General features: G+C 62.7%; 16 protein-coding genes. 11 read left to right on the top strand and 5 right to left on the bottom strand.

Going from position 1 to position 17,624, the window contains the following annotated elements; genetic code table 11:
• The first annotated feature begins 196 nt into the window (after nucleotides 1–196).
• The 4 genes from imuA to MRBLMS1_RS07535 all read left to right on the top strand — a co-directional run bounded on the left by imuA (nucleotide 197) and on the right by MRBLMS1_RS07535 (nucleotide 3,938).
• Nucleotides 197–907, top strand: coding sequence for a translesion DNA synthesis-associated protein ImuA (imuA, locus tag MRBLMS1_RS07550; RefSeq protein WP_485879000.1), 711 nt, complete (start codon nucleotides 197–199; stop codon nucleotides 905–907).
• Nucleotides 837–2,324, top strand: coding sequence for a Y-family DNA polymerase (locus MRBLMS1_RS07545; RefSeq protein WP_485878660.1), 1,488 nt, complete (start codon nucleotides 837–839; stop codon nucleotides 2,322–2,324). Before imuA ends, MRBLMS1_RS07545 begins: the two co-directional genes overlap by 71 nt.
• Nucleotides 2,325–2,405: 81 nt before the next feature.
• On the top strand, nucleotides 2,406–3,110 hold the full coding sequence (locus MRBLMS1_RS07540) for a glutathione binding-like protein (RefSeq protein ID WP_485878659.1): 705 nt from the start codon (nucleotides 2,406–2,408) through the stop codon (nucleotides 3,108–3,110).
• Nucleotides 3,111–3,179: 69 nt separating this feature from the next.
• Nucleotides 3,180–3,938, top strand: a complete 759-nt coding sequence (locus tag MRBLMS1_RS07535; protein WP_485878658.1) for an alpha/beta hydrolase family protein — start codon at nucleotides 3,180–3,182, stop codon at nucleotides 3,936–3,938.
• Between the two features lie 74 nt (nucleotides 3,939–4,012).
• Here the strand turns inward: MRBLMS1_RS07535 and MRBLMS1_RS07530 are convergent, their stop codons facing one another.
• Nucleotides 4,013–4,363, bottom strand: coding sequence for a hypothetical protein (locus tag MRBLMS1_RS07530; RefSeq protein WP_034783462.1), 351 nt, complete (start codon nucleotides 4,361–4,363; stop codon nucleotides 4,013–4,015).
• A gap of 221 nt (nucleotides 4,364–4,584) precedes the next feature.
• Between MRBLMS1_RS07530 and MRBLMS1_RS07525 the strand changes: the two genes are divergently transcribed.
• The 5 genes from MRBLMS1_RS07525 to coaD all read left to right on the top strand — a co-directional run bounded on the left by MRBLMS1_RS07525 (nucleotide 4,585) and on the right by coaD (nucleotide 10,108).
• The gene (locus MRBLMS1_RS07525) at nucleotides 4,585–5,043 is read left to right on the top strand and encodes an Hsp20 family protein (RefSeq protein WP_034750759.1); all 459 of its coding nucleotides are present in this window, start codon (nucleotides 4,585–4,587) and stop codon (nucleotides 5,041–5,043) included.
• A gap of 279 nt (nucleotides 5,044–5,322) precedes the next feature.
• On the top strand, nucleotides 5,323–6,837 hold the full coding sequence (locus MRBLMS1_RS07520) for a Do family serine endopeptidase (RefSeq protein ID WP_139091517.1): 1,515 nt from the start codon (nucleotides 5,323–5,325) through the stop codon (nucleotides 6,835–6,837).
• Nucleotides 6,838–6,868: 31 nt separating this feature from the next.
• Nucleotides 6,869–7,528, top strand: a complete 660-nt coding sequence (locus MRBLMS1_RS07515; protein ID WP_034750756.1) for a response regulator — start codon at nucleotides 6,869–6,871, stop codon at nucleotides 7,526–7,528.
• 2 nt (nucleotides 7,529–7,530) lie between these two features.
• Nucleotides 7,531–8,865 carry an ATP-binding protein gene (locus MRBLMS1_RS07510; RefSeq protein WP_034750754.1) on the top strand — a complete coding sequence of 445 codons (1,335 nt, stop codon included), beginning with the start codon at nucleotides 7,531–7,533 and terminating at the stop codon, nucleotides 8,863–8,865.
• 94 nt (nucleotides 8,866–8,959) lie between these two features.
• Nucleotides 8,960–10,108 (top strand): pantetheine-phosphate adenylyltransferase, encoded by a 1,149-nt coding sequence (gene coaD / locus MRBLMS1_RS07505; RefSeq protein WP_034750751.1) that lies wholly within the window; start codon nucleotides 8,960–8,962, stop codon nucleotides 10,106–10,108.
• Nucleotides 10,109–10,110: 2 nt separating this feature from the next.
• Here coaD and MRBLMS1_RS07500 read toward each other — a convergent pair whose 3' ends face one another.
• Nucleotides 10,111–10,710, bottom strand: a complete 600-nt coding sequence (locus MRBLMS1_RS07500; RefSeq protein WP_485878654.1) for a DsbA family protein — start codon at nucleotides 10,708–10,710, stop codon at nucleotides 10,111–10,113.
• Between the two features lie 23 nt (nucleotides 10,711–10,733).
• Nucleotides 10,734–12,932 carry an OsmC domain/YcaO domain-containing protein gene (locus MRBLMS1_RS07495; protein WP_456150702.1) on the bottom strand — a complete coding sequence of 733 codons (2,199 nt, stop codon included), beginning with the start codon at nucleotides 12,930–12,932 and terminating at the stop codon, nucleotides 10,734–10,736.
• A 149-nt stretch (nucleotides 12,933–13,081) separates the two neighbouring features.
• Here MRBLMS1_RS07495 and MRBLMS1_RS07490 point away from each other — a divergent pair, with 149 nt between their 5' ends.
• Nucleotides 13,082–13,630, top strand: a complete 549-nt coding sequence (locus MRBLMS1_RS07490; RefSeq protein WP_485878651.1) for a histidine phosphatase family protein — start codon at nucleotides 13,082–13,084, stop codon at nucleotides 13,628–13,630.
• 112 nt (nucleotides 13,631–13,742) lie between these two features.
• On the top strand, nucleotides 13,743–14,132 hold the full coding sequence (locus tag MRBLMS1_RS07485; RefSeq protein WP_485878650.1) for a GNAT family N-acetyltransferase: 390 nt from the start codon (nucleotides 13,743–13,745) through the stop codon (nucleotides 14,130–14,132).
• Between the two features lie 73 nt (nucleotides 14,133–14,205).
• Here MRBLMS1_RS07485 and MRBLMS1_RS07480 read toward each other — a convergent pair whose 3' ends face one another.
• The gene (locus tag MRBLMS1_RS07480) at nucleotides 14,206–16,608 is read right to left on the bottom strand and encodes a TonB-dependent receptor plug domain-containing protein (protein ID WP_485878648.1); all 2,403 of its coding nucleotides are present in this window, start codon (nucleotides 16,606–16,608) and stop codon (nucleotides 14,206–14,208) included.
• A 165-nt stretch (nucleotides 16,609–16,773) separates the two neighbouring features.
• The gene (locus MRBLMS1_RS07475; protein WP_485878647.1) at nucleotides 16,774–17,559 is read right to left on the bottom strand and encodes a PhzF family phenazine biosynthesis protein; all 786 of its coding nucleotides are present in this window, start codon (nucleotides 17,557–17,559) and stop codon (nucleotides 16,774–16,776) included.
• Nucleotides 17,560–17,624: the final 65 nt, after the last annotated feature.

Below are 17,624 nucleotides of genomic sequence, written 5' to 3'. Positions count from 1 at the left end.
TTATGGACGGAGGAAGCCGGCTGGTACGTTGCCAACCGGTAAGGAGAGTGCTTATGGTACAGCAATCGATGCCGAAAACGGGGTTTTTCGGACATGGCGGAGCGGCCCCGGCGGTAGCGGCAGTCAGATAAACCTTGCCAAAAGTGGCGCTGGATAGTACTGTATATGCATACAGTATTTATCTATCTATCCAATGATGCAACATTCTCAATTGATGGCCTCGCCGGAAGCCTTGCACCCGTCCTTGTGGCGCGCATCGCAGCTGGGGCAGGGCGCCACGCGCTGCCTGGACACCGGCTTTGCCGCCCTGTCCGCGCAGCTGCCCGGCGGGGGCTGGCCCAGCGGCAGCCTCATCGACCTGCTGGTGCAGCAGCCGGGCAGCGGCGAATTGCGGCTGCTGGCGCCCGCGCTGGCGCAACTGCCGGGCTTGCCCATCGTGCTGCTGCAGCCACCGCATCCGCCGCAGGCACTGGCCCTGGCCGCGCAGGGACTGGCGCCGTCGCAACTGCTGTGGCTCAAAAGCGCCGGCAGCAAGGATGCCTTGTGGGCGGCGGAAAATATCTTGCGCAGCGGTACCTGCGGCGCCTTGCTGTTCTGGCAGCCGCACGTGCGCGCCGACAGCCTGCGCCGTTTGCACCTGGCCGCGCAAAGCGGCAACACCCTGTTCTGCATGCTGCGCCCTTTGCACGGCGCGCAGGATGCGTCGCCGGCGCCGCTGCGCCTGTCCGTGCGCCCGGCCGCCGGCGGCATCGAGATCGGCTTCATCAAGCGCCGGGGACCGCAGCGCGACGCGCCCCTGTTCCTGCCCCTGCAACCTCCTTCATTACTGCTACGCCATGCGACTCTGGATCGGCCTGTGCCTGCCCCGGCTCCCGCTCGAAGTATTTTGCCCGCGCTGGTCTGCTGACAGCCTCGGCGTGGTGCTGGAGCAGGAGCAAGTGATGGCCGTGTCGCCGCTGGCGCGGGCGGCCGGCATCCGGCCGGGCATGCGCCGCGCCGGTACGCTGATGCTGGCGCCGCAGGCACGCCTGCACGAGCGCTCTCCTGACCTGGAAGCGCAAGCCCTGCAGGCGGTGGCGCTGGCGCTGCTGCAGTATTCGCCGCTGGTGGCGCAAGGCGAGGAAGCGACCCTGCTCGTCGATGCGGGCGCCAGCCTGCGCCTGTTCGGCGGCGTGCGCGCCCTGTGCCTGCACATCGCGGCCAGCTTGCGCGCGCTCGGCTACACGGCCCAGCTGTCGTGCGCCCCGACGGCGCGCGGTGCCTGGCTGCTGGCACGCGCCGCTACGCGCCGGCGCCGCGTACTGGGCATGGAGAGTCTGATCCGCCGCCTCGACGGCCTGCCGTGCGCCTTGCTGCCGCCCGCGCGCCCTTACCTCGACTGGTTCGAGGGCATCGGCTGCCGCACCCTGGGGCAACTGCGCCACTTGCCTCGGCCCGGCTTGCAGCGTCGTTGCGGCGCAGCCTTGCTCGACATGCTCGACGATGCGCATGGCCACAGCACGGAACTGTTCGTGTGGCTCGAAGCGCCGCCCACGTTCCGCGCCAGCCTGGAATTGTTCGACCGCGTGGAGCACGCCGACGCGCTGCTGTTCGGCGCGCGCCGCCTGCTGCAGCAAATGACGGGCTGGCTGTGCGCGCGGCAATTTGCCGTCGAGCGCATCCAGCTGCTGCTGGCGCACGAGCGGGGCAGGGTGGCGCGCCCGCCCACCGTCATCGACCTGGCGCTGGGCGAGGCCGTGTGGCGCGACGAGCACCTGGTGCGCCTGCTCAAGGAGCGCCTGGCGCAGCTGGCACTGGAGGCGCCCGTGATCGGTCTCACCCTGGAAGCGCTGCAGGTGCAGCCGATGGCGCCGCCCAGCGAAACCCTGTTCCCCGAGCCGGGCGGCACGCCGCAGGAACGCCAGCGTCTGCTGGAATTGCTGGTGGCGCGCCTGGGCACGGACAATGTCTTGCAGGCCGCGCCGCGCGCCGATTACCGTCCCGAAGCGGCCAACCAGTGGTTGCCGCTGCCGGCCAAGGTCGGCGCCAGGAACGCCCAGCCGGACTTGCCGCCGGGCTTGGCCGGCATGCCCCGTCCCGGCTGGCTGCTGGCCCAGCCCATCGCCCTGCTGATGCGCGAGCACCGGCCGTTTTATGGCTCGCCTCTGAAAATGGTGTCCGTTGCCGAACGCATAGAGGCGGGCTGGTGGAGCCAGTCGCAGGCGCGCGATTATTTCATCGCCGAAGGCCTCGACCACGCCCATTACTGGGTCTACCGCGAACGCATCGCCGGCAGCGGAGAAGACGCCGCGCCGCGCTGGTTTTTGCATGGCTTGTTTGGCTGAATGGGCTGTCCTGCTGAAACTGCCGTGCTTGGCTATACTGGCTCCCCGGCGCCGCATCTTTCATTGAAACAAAGGATATCCATGACACAGCTTTCCGACTTCCCCATCACCCAAAAATGGCCCGCCCGCCATCCCGAGCGCCTGCAGCTGTACTCGCTGCCGACGCCGAACGGTATCAAAGTTTCGATTTTGCTGGAAGAGCTGGGCCTGGCCTACGAGCCGCACCTGGTCAGCTTCGAGCGCAACGATCAGACATCGCCCGCGTTTCTGTCCCTCAATCCGAACAACAAGATTCCCGCCATCCTCGATCCGAACGGCCCTGATGGCAAGCCGCTGGCGCTGTTCGAGTCGGGTGCCATCCTGCTGTACCTGGCCGAAAAGACAGGCAAGTTCATTCCCCAGGACGCGGGCCTGCGCTATGAAACGATACAGTGGCTGATGTTCCAGATGGGCGGCATCGGCCCCATGTTCGGCCAGGTGGGCTTCTTCCACAAATTCGCCGGCAAGGATTACGAGGACAAGCGTCCGCTCGAACGCTATCTCGGCGAAGCGAAGCGTTTGCTGGGCGTGCTCGAGCAGCGCCTGCAGGGCCGCGACTGGATCATGGGCAGCCAATACACGATTGCCGACATCGCCATCTTCCCGTGGGTACGCTGCCTGGTGGGTTTTTACGGCGCGGGCGAGCTGGTCGGTTTTAACAACTTCCCGAATGTGCAGCGCGTGCTGGATGCTTTCCTGGCCCGGCCTGCCGTCATCAAGGGTCTCGACATACCATCGCGTGGCTAAAACAGCCGTGGCCGGACGGCGCTACAATGCGCCATCGGCCGCGCTGCGCGGCAGCTTTGATCTGAGACAATGAAATCCACCCGGCAAGACTTTCCCGGCGCGCACGGCCATGTGCTGGCGGCGCGCCTCGATGCGCCCGACGGCGCCATTCGCGCCTACGCGCTGTTCGCCCACTGTTTTACCTGCGGCAAGGACGTGCTGGCCGCGCGGCGCATCGCGCAAGGATTGACGGAACACGGCATCGCCGTGCTGCGCTTCGACTTCACGGGACTGGGTGCCAGCGAAGGCGAGTTCGCCGCCACGAATTTCTCGTCGAACGTGGACGATCTGGTCGCCGCCGCCGACTTTTTGCGGGCCAGACACGCCGCGCCGCAATTGCTGATCGGCCACAGCCTGGGCGGCGCCGCCGTGCTTGCCGCCGCGTCGCAAGTGCCGGAAGCGACCGCCATCGCCACCCTGGCCGCGCCGAGCACGCCCGCCTACGTGACGCGCATGTTCAGCGACCACCTGGAAAAAATCGCCGCCGAAGGCGAAGCGCTGGTGCAGCTGGAAGGGCGGCCCTTCCGCATCCGCCAGCAATTCGTCGACGACGCGGGCAGCCACAGCTTAAAAGAGCACATCGCCAGCCTGCGCCGGGCTCTGCTGGTGATGCACGCGCCGAACGACACGACGGTGAGCCTGTCGAATGCGATGGATATCTTTACGGCAGCCAAGCACCCGAAAAGCTTCGTTTCGCTCGACGACGCCGACCATCTGTTGACGGGGCGCGATGACGCGGCCTATGTCGCCAACGTGATCGCCGCGTGGAGTGCGCGCTATATCAGCTAAGTAACTAAGCGGCCGCCCATGAAAAACGCCGCGGCAGCAGAAGCTGGCGCGGCGCAGATGGGGGAGAAAACGGATCAGTCTTCGTCAAATTCGGCGGATAAATCTTTCCAGCCCTTGCTCACGGCAAAGGCCGAGAATTCCTCGGGCGCTTCCAGAACGATCAGTTTCTTGTCTTGCAAGCCCAGGTCGCCATGGCCGAAGTCGGGGCCCACGTAGCCGAGGCTGCGCAGGCGGGCCAGGATATGGCCGACCAGGGTCTTGTCCTTGTAGGCGCCTGCTTCGAGCGGGGCGGCGAAATCGACGTAGACGTCGATGATGCCGTAGCCTTCGTCGAAGATGCGGATGGCCTTGATGTCGTGGGCACGGCCGGAGCCGTCGGTGGCCTTGAAGGGGCCGCTGAGCTGGATGTCGGTGTCATTGTTCATGCCGCCAGCATACACCAAAAGCCGGCCCCGCATGGGGCGCGCCATGCAAAATCCCCGGGATGGGGCATGTAAAAATTTCTTACAAATTCAGCGGCGTCTGGGGTGCTTTTTGCCAATTTCAAGGCCTTGAAAGGGGCTGGAGAGGCCGTATATCGGTAACAGGCGGATGCTCATCGTGAGGTCCGCCCCTCTTATCGCTTCATTTGAAAAGGATATTTATCATGCGTACTTTTGACCTTGCTCCTCTCTACCGTTCCGCCATTGGCTTTGACCGCCTGGCACAGCTGCTCAACGAACAACGCGCCGATGCGCAACCGAGCTATCCGCCGTACAACATCGAACTGGTGTCGGAAGATAAATACCGCATCGTGATGGCATTGGCCGGCTTCTCGCGTGAAGAGATCGACATCATCACCGAACGCGACTCCCTGCACGTCACGGGCCGCAAGCAGAAAGATGGCGTCGAGCGCACGTTCTTGCACCGCGGCATCGCTGCCCGCGATTTCGAACAGCGTTTCCAGCTGGCCAACCATGTGAAGGTCACGGGCGCCACGTTTGAAAACGGCATGCTGACCATCGACCTGGTGCGTGAAGTGCCGGAAGCACTGAAACCGCGCAAGATCGAGATCGGCGCCGGCAGCGATACCGTCAGTGTGCTGGAACAGCGCCAGGCAGCCTGAGCTGAGCTGAGCTGATCCCGGCGCCACTCTCTGGTATTGGCGGGAGGGAACATCCCCTCCCCATGCAGTAAAATACTGGCCGGTTGATCCGGCCAGTGTCACGTCTGGAGCCCGTTCGGGCCCTTCATTGAGCGCCATGCAAGGTGCGTGCGGCAGGCCAGATTAAGCCATGCTTAAAGGCGCAAATACCTGTTTCCAAATAGAAAAATGTTAAGCACCGCCTAAGACTCGTGGCCCACTATTGCAGACATCAAAATCTCATTAAATGAGGAGCAATTCATGGAACAGCAAACGAATACCGCATCCCTGAAAATCAAACGCACCGTAGCCGCGCTGGCCGCGATCGGTGTGCTGGGCGCCGGTGGCGCCATGGTGGTGCATCAGAACAATGCCGGCGCGAATGCCGCTGCCGCTGCCCCAGGCGCACCCGTGGCTGCCGCCGTGGCGCCCGCCGCTGCCGCGCCGCTGGTGGCCTTGCCCGACTTTAGCCAGATCGCCGCGCGCAACAGCCCGGCCGTCGTCAATATCAGCGTCACGGGCAGCACCAAGGTGGCCTACGACCCATCGGCCCAGGCCGGCAATGACGACTTCGGCAACGACCCGTTCTTCGAATTCTTCCGCCGCTTCCAGGGGCCGCAGGGCGGGCAGCGCGGTGGCCGCGACGTGCCCACGCATGGCCTTGGTTCCGGCTTCATCGTCAGCCCCGACGGCGTCATCATGACGAACGCCCACGTGGTGCGCGATGCGCGCGAAGTGACCGTCAAGCTCAACGACCGCCGCGAATTCCGCGCCAAGGTGCTGGGCACGGATCCGAAGACCGATATCGCCGTGCTGAAAATCGACGCCAACAACCTGCCCGTCGTGCCGCTCGGCCATTCGAGCGACCTGAAAGTGGGCGAGTGGGTGCTGGCCATCGGCTCCCCTTATGGCTTCGACAGCACGGTGACGGCCGGCGTCGTCAGCGCCAAGGGCCGTTCCCTGCCCGACGACAGCAATGTGCCGTTCATTCAGACGGACGTGGCCGTCAACCCCGGCAACTCGGGCGGCCCGCTGTTCAACACGCGCGGCGAAGTGGTCGGCATCAATTCGCAGATCTACAGCCAGACGGGCGGCTTCCAGGGCCTGTCGTTCGCCATCCCCATCGACCTGGCCGGCCGTATCAAGGACCAGATCGTCGCCACGGGCAAGGCCAGCCACGCCAAGCTGGGCGTGACGGTGCAGGAAGTCAACCAGGGCTTTGCCGACTCGTTCAAGCTGGCCACGCCGGAAGGCGCCTTGGTCGCCAACGTGGAGCGGGGCAGCCCGGCCGACAAGGCGGGCCTGAAATCGGGCGACGTGGTGCGCAAGGTGAATGGCCAGCGCATCATCGGCTCGGCCGACTTGCCGGCGCTGGTGGGTACCTCCTTGCCAGGCGACAAGATCACCATGGATGTCTGGCGTGACGGCAAGATCGTGAGCCTGACGGCAACCCTGGGCAATGCGGCCGACAAGGTGGCCGACGTGGCGAAGAGCGACAGCGCCGCCGGCAAGGTAAAGCTGGGCCTGGCCCTGCGTCCGTTACAATCGGATGAAAAACGCGAGGCGGGCATCAGCGCCGGCCTGCTGGTGGAAGACGCGGGCGGTGCTGCCGCCAACGCCGGGGTGCAGCCGGGCGACGTGCTATTGTCGGTCAATGGCCGTCCCGTCAACACGGTCGAGCAGGTGCGCGACGTGGTGGAAAAATCCGCCAAGTCGGTCGCCTTGCTGATACAGCGCGGACCCGACAAGATTTTTATTCCGGTGCGTTTAGGCTGAAAACAAGAGTAACGAGATAGAGAGGCAAGCCATGCGCTTATTGCTGGTAGAAGACGATACGATGATCGGCGAAGTGGTGCTCGATTTGCTGCGCGCCGAGCATTACGCGGTGGACTGGGTCAAGGATGGCGATATGGCCGATACGGCCCTGCAGACGCAAACCTATGACCTGGTGCTGCTGGACCTGGGCTTGCCGCGCAAGGATGGCCTCGACGTGCTGCGCTCGATGCGCTTGCGCAAGCTCGACACGCCGGTCCTCGTGGCCACGGCGCGCGACGCCATCGAGCAGCGCATCGCCGGCCTCGATGCGGGCGCCGACGATTACGTCTTGAAACCGTATGATCTCGACGAACTGCTGGCGCGTATCCGCGCCCTGCTGCGGCGCGCCTCGGGACGGCCGGAACCGGTCTTCGAACACCAGGGCGTCTCCATCAATCCGCTGACGCGCGAAGTGATCGCCGAAGGGCATCCCGTCAATCTGTCGGCACGCGAATGGGCCGTGCTGGAAGCCTTGATCGCGCGCCCTGGCATCGTGCTGTCGCGCGCGCAGCTGGAAGAAAAGCTGTACAGCTGGAAGGATGAAGTCAACAGCAATGCCGTGGAAGTGTATATCCACGGCTTGCGTAAAAAGCTGGGCAGCGACTTGATCCAGAACGTGCGCGGCCTCGGCTACATGGTGCCCAAGGCATGAGGATGAAGGTCACGGTGACGCATTCGCTGCGCGGCCGCCTGCTGTGGTTTTTGCTGGCGGCCATCATCATGGCGGCCCTGGCGCAAGCGTCGATCGCCTACCGCAGCGCCCTGTACGACGCCGACCAGATTTTCGACTATCACATGCAGCAGATGGCCCTGTCGCTGCGCTCCGGCGCGCCGCTGGCCAACCATGCGCAAGCCTTGCCGGCCGACCCCGTCAACAACGACATGGTGGTGCAGGTATGGACGCCGGACGGCGTGCAGGTCTTCCGTTCGATCACGCGCGCGGAATTGCCGCAGCGCGCCGTGCTGGGCTTTTCGAATGTAAAGGCCAACGGCACGACTTATCGCATCTTCTCCGTGCAAACCAGTTCCCAGACCGTGCAGATCGCCCAGGACATGGCCGTGCGCAAGCGCATGGCCGGCAGCCTGGCGCTGCGCACGGTGGGGCCGATTGCGCTGATGGCGCCGATATTGATGCTCGTCGTCTGGTGGGTCGTCAGTGGTTCGCTGGCGCCCGTCTCGCGCGTGCGCAAACAGGTGGCGGCGCGCCAGGCGGACGATCTGTCGCCCGTCTCGGAAGCGGGCTTGCCCGACGAAGTGCGCCCGCTGGTGCATGAGCTGAACCTGCTGTTCGGCCGCGTCAAAACGGCGTTCGACGCGCAGCAGCATTTTGTCGCCGACGCTGCGCATGAATTGCGCACGCCGCTGGCGGCATTGAAGCTGCAGGTATTGAGCCTGGAGCGGGCCGAATCGCAGGAAAAGCGCAGCCTGGCGATCTCCCGCGTGAGCGCCGGCATCGAGCGGGCCACGCGCCTGGTCGAGCAGTTGCTGGTGCTGGCGCGCCAGGAGGCGAGCGCCGCCAGCGGCGACCAGTTGCAGGCGGTGGATTTGAACGACGTCGTCAAGCGCGCGCTGGGCGACATGGCCGGCATCGCGCAGGCGCGCAAGATCGATCTGGGCCTGCATCACATGGATGCGGCCAAGGTGGCGGGGCAGGCCGATGCACTCAACATCATGCTGCGCAACCTGGTCGACAACGCCATCAAGTACACGCCGCAGGGCGGCACGGTCGACATCGACCTGCGCGCCAGCCCCGTCGGCGTGACGTTATCGGTAGAAGATAGCGGCCCCGGCATTCCGCCCGAAGAGCGCGAGCGCGTCTTCAGCCGCTTCTACCGCGTGCCCGGCACGGACGCCAACGGCAGCGGCCTGGGCCTGGCCATCATCAAGGCCATCGCCGAGCGCCACGGCGCGCGCCTGGTACTGGACAAATCCGAGCGCCTGGGCGGTTTGTGCGTGCGCGTGGAGTTTCCGCAAGCCGTGAAAAAATAGCGTTTTGATCATGATCTTTGGCATGTTGCATTGACGCGCGCGCCGCTGGCATATATTGTCTGCGCAATAAGCAATCAAGCAAACGGAGCGCAGCATGCAGAAGATCGGCTTTTCAGGAACCCTCGACCCCATCACCAACGGCCATATGTGGGTGATCGGCGAAGCGCGTTCGCTCGCCGACGAGGTGATCGTGTTCCTGTCGCAAAACCCCGCCAAGCGTCCCCAATTTCCCGCCGAAGACCGCAAGCGCATCATCGAGCAGAGCGCGCGCGAGTGCGGCTGGGACAATGTGCAGGTGGTCATCGTCAAGGGCGACTACACAGCCCGCGCGGCGAAAAAGCATGGCTGTGATTACCTGATCCGCGGCATCCGCACGACGGCCGATTTCGACTATGAAAACCTGATTCAGCAAACCAATGTGGACGTGCTGCAGGGCGCCAAGACGATTTTCGTGATGCCGCCGCGCGACCTCGGCTCCGTCAGTTCCAGCTTCGTCAAGGCGCTGGAAGGGCCTGTGGGCTGGAACTGGACCATGAAGAAATTCGTCCCCGGTCCGGCCTACCAGGCGTGGATACTCGACTGTCTGCGCAAGGAGTGGGAAGCGCTGTGGAACTACGCGACCGCCTCGCAAGATGATATCGCGCTGGCGGACCACTGGTTCGCGCACCTGACGGGACCGCAAGCGTATGGCGGCGCGGACCGCCACTATCACAACCTCGACCACCTGGTGCACGGCCTGTCCGAGATCCGCGTGTGGGCAGACAATACCTTTGCGCCCAAGCGCGACAGCGCGCTGGTCAAGAAGGCGTTCTGGTTCCACGACGCCGTCTACAGCCATGACGACGATGCCCTGTATTCGAGCGAAGAGGCGAGCGCCCAGCTGTGGCTGGCCAGCGGCCTCGATGCGGGCGACAACCAGGATGTGGCGCAATTGATACGCGCCACCGATCACTTCCAGGGACCCGGCATCAGCCACGCGCTGAAGGACGCCATGCTCAGCGCCGACCTGGCCATCCTGGGACAGGATGAAGAAGTGTATCAAGCCTACACGCAAGCGATCGGAAGAGAATACGCGCACGTGGACCCCGTGCGCTTCAACGAGCAGCGGGGCCTGGCCCTGCAGCACCTGAGCGCCAAGGCGCAGGCGGGCCAGCTGTTTGGCGATGCGTATTTCGCCGACCAGTACAATGAGCGGGCGATAGACAACATGCGCAAAGAGATCGCGGCGCTGGCGGGGAGTTGAGTTTAACGGCGGCTGGCTGCTGCATGCAGTAGCGCATCCTCGAGCCGGTCATTGCCCCAGAATAATTCCCCGTTGCTGATGAAGCTGGGGGCGCCGAACAGGTTCAGCGCTTGTGCCTGCTCGGTCTGGCGGCGCAGCCGCAGCTTGTTGTCTTGTGTCAACGCCAGCGCCAGGACGGCGCGTGCATCGAGACCCAGTTCCTCCAAGACTGCGCTGACGGCCTCGATGTTGTCGATATCGCGGTCCGCGGCAAAATTCATCGTCATCATGCGGCGCGCAAAGGGCGCAATCCAGCCCTGGTCCGCGCCGATCAAGGCCACACGCATGGGCAACAGGGCCGTGCGGGGAAAGGAACTCGGCTGCTGCCATGGCAACGCGTACTTTTCGCACTGGCGCGCCATGTCGCGCCACGTGTAGTCGCCCTTGAGTTTTTGCAAGATGAAGGGCGACGTCTGCCAGCCCAGCGCCTTGAAGACGACGCCCAGCAGGAAGGGTTTCCAGATCACATGCACCTTCTTTTCATGCGCCAGCGCTTCGATGCGCATGGCGCTCAGGTAGCTGTAGTTGCTGCCGAAATCGAACCAGAATTCCAGTGTGGCCATGGCATCGCTTCCAGGTGGTGATGCTAGCGGGCCGCCGCCTTGGCGCGCGCCGCGTGCAGCTTCTTGAAGCTGTCGATCAGGCGCTGGTGCCTGTCGAGGCCTTCCAGCTGCATGCTGGTCGGGGTCAGGCCGAAGAAGCGCACGCTGCCGTCTACCGAGCCCAGCACCGCGTCCATCCGTTCGTTGCCAAACATGCGGCGGAAATTGACGACGTAGTCGTCCAGTTCCAGCGCATCGTCGAGCTCCACTTCCAGTACCACATTCATGGCCTGGTAAAACAGTTTGCGCTCGAGCGTGTTGTCGTTGTACTGCAGGAAGGTTTCCACCAGCTCTTTCGCCTCTTCGAATTGCTGCAAGGCGAGATGAATCAGCAGCTTCAATTCCAGGGTCGTCAGCTGGCCCCACACCGTATTTTCGTCAAACTCGATGCCGATCAGGGTGGCGATGTCGCCGTACTCGTCGAGCTCGCTGTTTTCCAGGCGGTCGAGCAAGTCTTCCAGACTGGCGTCGTCCAGGCTATGCAAGTTCAGGATGTCGGTGCGGAACAGCAGCGCCTTGTTGGTGTTGTCCCAGATTAGATCTTCGACCGGATACACTTCCGAATAACCGGGCACGAGGATGCGGCAGGCTGTGGCGCCCAGCTGGTCGTACTCGGCCGTGTACACTTCCTTGCCCATGCCGGCCAGGATGCCGAACAGCGTCGCCGCTTCCTCTGCATTCGAGTTCTCGCCGTGGCCGGAAAAATCCCACTCGACGAAATCGTAATCGGCCTTGGCGCTGAAGAAGCGCCACGAGACGATGCCGCTCGAATCGATGAAGTGCTCGACGAAGTTATTCGGCTCGGTGACGGCTTCGCTGGCAAACGTCGGTTGCGGCAAGTCGTTGAGGCCTTCAAAGCTGCGACCCTGCAGCAATTCCGTCAGGCTGCGCTCGAGCGCCACTTCCAGGCTCGGGTGTGCGCCGAACGAGGCGAACACGCCGCCCGTGCGCGGGTTCATCAGGGTGACGCACATCACCGGGTACACGCCGCCCAGCGACGCATCCTTGACCAGCACGGGGAAGCCTTGCTCTTCCAGGCCGGCGATGCCTGCCACGATGCCCGGGTATTTCGCCAGCACTTCCTGCGGCACATCGGGCAGGGCGATTTCGCCTTCGAGAATTTCGCGCTTGACGGCCCGCTCAAAAATTTCCGACAGACATTGCACCTGCGCTTCGACCAGCGTATTGCCGGCGCTCATGCCATTGCTGACGTACAGGTTTTCGATCAGGTTCGACGGGAAATACACGACCTCGCCATCGGAGTGCCGCACATACGGCAGCGAGCAGATGCCGCGCTCGGCATTGCCGGAGTTGGTGTCGATCAGGTGCGAGCCGCGCAGCTCGCCATCGGGATTGTAGATGTCCAGGCAATACTCATCGAGAATTTCCTTCGGCAGCGCATCCTTGCGGCCCGGCTTGAACCAGCGCTCGTTCGGGTAGTGGACGAAGGGCGCGTTGGCGATGTCCTCGCCCCAGAACGACCCGGCGTAGAAATGGTTGTTGCTGAGTCGCTCGATGTACTCACCCAAGGCCGACGCCAGCGCGCTTTCCTTGGTCGCGCCCTTGCCGTTGGTGAAACACATGGGCGAATGCGCATCGCGGATATGCAGCGACCACACATTCGGAATGATGTTGCGCCACGAGGCGATTTCAATCTTGATGCCCAGGCCGGCCAGCAGGCCCGACATATTGGCGATGGTCTGTTCCAGCGGCAAATCCTTGCCGACGATATAGGTATTCGCGCCAGGGGCTGGATTCAAGGCCAGCAAGGCCTGGGCGTCGGCGTCCAGGTTTTCCACCTCTTCAATCACGAACTCGGGACCCGTTTGCACCACTTTCTTGACCGTGCAACGGTCGATCGAGCGCAAGATGCCCTGGCGGTCCTTGGCCGAGATATCGGCCGGCAGCTCAACCTGGATCTTGAAAATCTGCTGATAACGGTTTTCCGGATCAACAATATTGTTTTGCGACAGGCGGATGTTTTCGGTGGAAATATTGCGCGTATCGCAATACAACTTCACGAAGTAGGCCGCGCACAGTGCCGATGATGCCAAAAAGTAATCGAACGGGCCAGGCGCCGAGCCATCGCCCTTGTAGCGGATGGGCTGGTCGGCGATGACCGTAAAATCGTCGAACTTGGCTTCGAGACGCAGCTTGTCGAGAAAGTTGACTTTAATTTCCATGAGGTAATCCAATACAGTGCTTATGAGTTAGGCGCTATTATCCGTGCTTTCTGCCGCAGGGCAAACATTGTTCACTGCGGCCGTGCTGGCCGGGAGCGGCCGGGGCAATGAAGGAGACATGAAAAATGTATGAGGCGACCTGACTGAACATGCGAATAACATTGATGCGTCACGGCGAGCCCCAACTCGCCAAGGGGCGCTGGATAGCGCCCATGCAAATGGGACAGTGGATTGATCTCTACAATCAATCGGTCATCAAAGACAATGAAATACCGGCAGAGTGCCCCCTGGCAGCGCTTGCCGCGTCGACCATTGTGGCCAGCACGGCACCCAGGGCATGCTCGACAGCCAGGGCACTGGGCGATTTACCATTCACGCAAGAGGCGATTTTCACTGAAGCGGAGCTTCCTTTTGCCCTCTGGAAAGCGCCCTGGTTGCCGCCTGAAGCCTGGGCAGTGATTTTCCGCCTGCTCTGGCTTTGCGGTTATGCGCGTGGCTCGGACTCGCTGACGCTCACCCGGCAGCGTGCCAGGGCCGCCGCCGAGCGGCTTGTTGCGCTTGCCGCCAAGGGACCTGTGCTGCTGGTCGGACATGGCATCATGAATCGTTTGATCGGCAAGGAGTTGCAGGCATTGGGTTGGCTTGCCCGCAACAGCCAAGGCAGCCGGTACTGGAGCATGGGCGTGTATGAGCTGTGAAACTGGTGGGGGGATCGATACAATTAGATGGTAATGTGATCCAAACGCTGGGGCCTTCCCATTGCGAAGGTCAGCGTCATCCATAAAGAAGGCCGTGCCGATGCAAATTTCCATGAATGATGTGATCACCGAGCAAGAAGTGATAGCCCTCTACAAGGCCAATCACTGGTCGTCCGCGGAAAAGCCCAAAGAGCTGATGGCTGCGCTGCGCAATTCCCACAGCCTGGTGACGGCCCGCGCCGATGGCAAATTGGTTGGCATCGGCAATGCCATTTCCGATGGCCATCTGGTTGTCTACTTCCCGCATATGCTCGTCGATCCGATGGCGCAAGGCCAGGGCGTCGGCAGAAGGATGATGGCGGCCATGCTGGAAAAATATGCGGGATTTCACCAGCAAATGCTGACGGCGGACGGCAAGGCCATCGCGTTCTACGAATCTGTGGGATTTGTTCGTGCCGGAAAAACAGAGCCCATGTGGATCTATGCGGGCGATGAGCATTGAATGGTGAGGCCGACATAAAAACAGCGGCTGTCCATGCTGGCGCAGCCGCTGTTTTCTTACGCAGGCAAGGTGATCAGAACTTCACCCACAGCCGACCGAAATACGAAGCGCCGTTCAGGCCGAACTGCACGCTGTCGTATTTGAAGCCGTTATCCGTCTCGTCCGCGTTTTGCGTGGTGGGCTTGACGTTGAAGATGTTGTTGCCGCCGAAAGTCAGCTTGGTGTTCTTGCTGATGCTGTAGGTGAAGCTCAGGTCGGCCGAGGTCTTGGCCTTGTAGCGGGCGTTCGGTACGCCTTCGGCCGTGCCGCTGAAGGTGCCCAGGGTTTGCGGGCCAAAGTAGATGATGCGCAGGTCCGATTCCAGCTTGCCCGTGATGTAGTCGAAGCCCAAGGTGGCTTTCGCGCGCGGGCCGCCCTGTTCGATGAACAGGCGTTCGCGCTCGGACAGCAAGACATCCTCGAAGCCCGTCAGCGAGGCGGGTGTCTTGACTTTCGTCACTTCCGTCTTACTCAGGTTCAAGGCCACGAAGGTGTTCAGGCGGTTGCCGGCCAGCTCGCCCTTGTGCGAAGCCGTCAGGTCCAGCCCGCGCGTGCGCGTGTCGATGGAGTTGACGAAGAATTGCGCTTCGCCCACGCCCAGCAGGGCCAGGCGCGCGGCCAGGTCAGGGTAGTTGTCGGCATTGAAGCGGCCCGACAGCACGATGCGGTCCTTGATCTTGATGTTGTACAGGTCGGCTGTGACGGAGATGGCTTGCGTCGGCGTCCAAGTGGTGCCCAAGGTAAAACTGGTGGATTTTTCCTCTTTCAACTTCGGAATGCCGGCCGCGTTGGCGACGGTGCCGCCATTCGGCGCCAGCACCACGTCGGTGGGCACGCCGCCGATGAAGTCGGTGAAGGTGGACGAGAAATACACTTGCTGCAACGATGGCGCGCGGAAACCCGTGCTGGCCGAACCGCGCAGCAGCACGTTCGGTGCCAGCTTGTAGCTGCCGGCCAGCTTGCCCGTCACGGTGGAGCCGAAGTCGCTGAATTTTTCATAGCGCAGGGCTGCCTGGGTTTTCAGGCGTTCCGTCCATTCCAGTTCCACGTCGCCATACGCGGCGATGCTGTGGCGCTTGGCCTTGGTGGCGTCGCCGGGCTGGAAGCCGGGAAAGCCCTGGCTGCCCGCATTGCCGCCCACACCCACGCCGTCGGCGTCGTTGTAGGAGCTCGGTTCGCCGGCCATGATCTTGTATTCCTCGCTGCGGTATTCGGCGCCGAAGGCCACGTTCATGCCGCGCATCACCGTGTCATAGTAGCGGCTGAAATCGGCGTTGCTGGTCAGCTGCTGGAACGAGAAGCCGCCCGCGTCGTAGTTGCTGGCGCTCACGCCCTTGCCGCCGTTCATCAAGTCGAGGTTGGCGATCGAGGCGTTCAGCGTATTGCTGATGTCATAGCGCATCTTGTTGTAGCCATAGGTTTGCGAAAAATCCGCATGCCATTCGCCAATCTGGCTGCGGTGGCCGATGGTGGCGTACTGGTCGTCGATCTTGCCGTTAATGAAAGGCACGAAACCGTCCGGGTACATGGCGGCCGAATTGCGCGACGGGATGTCGTCGCTGCCGATGCCGCCCCGGCCAAACGCGGCGCTCGAGGCGTCGCGCGTCTGTGCGCCGGCCGTGAAGTACAGCTTGCCTGTGCCGCTGGTGGCGTAGTCGCCATTCACGTACAGGGTTTTGTTCTTGGATTTGGTGTCGCCGATGATGCGCATGCTGTCGGAATCGGCGCGGTTCGAGCGGCCCCGGTCCAGGTATTCTCCCGTGATGGCGATCGTGCCCTTGTCGCCCAGCGAAATGCCGCAGTAGGCGGAGGTCATGTAATTCTTGCCGTCGCCTTCCGAATACTGGCTGTAGCCGGCCACGGCTTCGCAGCCCAGACTTTTCTTCAGTTCGATGTCGATCACGCCGGCAATGGCGTCCGAGCCGTACTGGGCGGCGGCGCCGTCGCGCAGCACTTGCACGTTCTTGATCGCCAGCAAGGGAATCGCATTCATGTCCGTGCCCGTGTTGCCGCGGTTGCGCGCGCCGAACAGGTTGACGAGGGCCGTCGTGTGGCGCCGCTTGCCGTTGACCAGCACGAGGGTCTGGTCGGAACCGAGGCCGCGCAGGGCGGCCGAATCGATCAGGTCGGCCCCGTCGGCGCCCGTCTGGCGCGTGGAATTGAACGAGGGCGAGATATATTGCAGCGATTGCGCCAAGTCGAACTGGCCGCCTTGCTCGGCCACCTTGGAAATCGGAATGATATCGACCGGCACCATCGTATCGGTGGAGGAGCTGGCGACGCGGCGTGAGCCGACGACGCTGACCGTTTGTACGGGGCCTTCTGTGGCCGCAGGGTCGTTACTCTGCGCCATGGCGGCGGGACTGAAGACGGCCAGGGCGGCGCTGCCGTACAGGCTGATGAGGACTGCTTTACGCAAAGTGGTGAGGGTCGGCACGCAGTATCTCCAAGTGGTATTGTGACTTGATTCTAGTGCCATCATTTCATCATTCACCAGCGATACTTTGTTTTGTTATTACAAATTTGTAGTAACTGTTGTTTCCTGGTTGATTATCTTTTCGCCGCTGTCCGGCTTGCCTCGTACTGGTGCGGCATGCCCCGTTCAGGTGCTGCGTTGCACCATGCCGCCCACCCAGATTGCCTGCGCGCTGTATTGCACCTCGATCAAACATGGCTGCTGCGTCACGTGGCCCTGATGCAGGCGCAGCGACTGCTGCAAATGGGCTGACAGCGCACCTGCCGCCACGCCCGTGGCGCTGTCTTCCAGCGCCGGGTCGAGGTGGTTGAAATTGCGCCCTTCGTACTCGTGCTCGCCCGTGCGGCAATACGCATAGCAGCCGTTGACCTTGTGCAAGGCGCTCCAGTCGGCGATCAGTTCCAGGTTCGGCCGCAGCGCGCGCAGGGTGGTGCGGTCGGCCACTTCCAGCAGCAACTTCGGACTGCCGACCGAGGCGATCACGGGCGGCGACAGCAAGTGCATGTGCTGACCCATCAGTTCAGACGGCACATATTTCTCCACCATGACGGCCGGCGCCGGCTGCTGCGCCAAACCAATAAATAAATTTTCTGCGCGGCGCACCAGCTGCAAGGCTTGCCCGCGCATGGCCGTGGTGACCGTCAAGGTTGCCGGGGCGTCAGGCGCCGTCAGCAGCACATGGGCGGCCGCAAGGGTGGCGTGCAGGCACAGGGGACTGCGCGTGTGCGGATAAAAATAATCGAGCACGATGCCGCCGTCCGCTTGCCGGTCGAGGAAGACGCAGGCGCTGACCTGGCGTTCGCGGGCAAATTGCTGGCGCGCCGTTTCGCTGTTGTCGTCGTTTTCCACGACCAGCGCCGCATTGCCGCCACCGGGTGCGGCGCCGAAACATTTTAAGAAGTGGACGATCATGGTGGGCGAGGCATAAGGTAAAACACCAGCATAACCGAGAAGCCGCATTCCAGATGCGTATAATA

The sequence above is a fragment of the Massilia sp. LMS1-1-1.1 genome (assembly GCF_040815535.1).
Lineage (GTDB): Bacteria > Pseudomonadota > Gammaproteobacteria > Burkholderiales > Burkholderiaceae_D > Janthinobacterium > Janthinobacterium aestuarii.
This window is presented reverse-complemented; position numbering and strand designations above follow the sequence as displayed.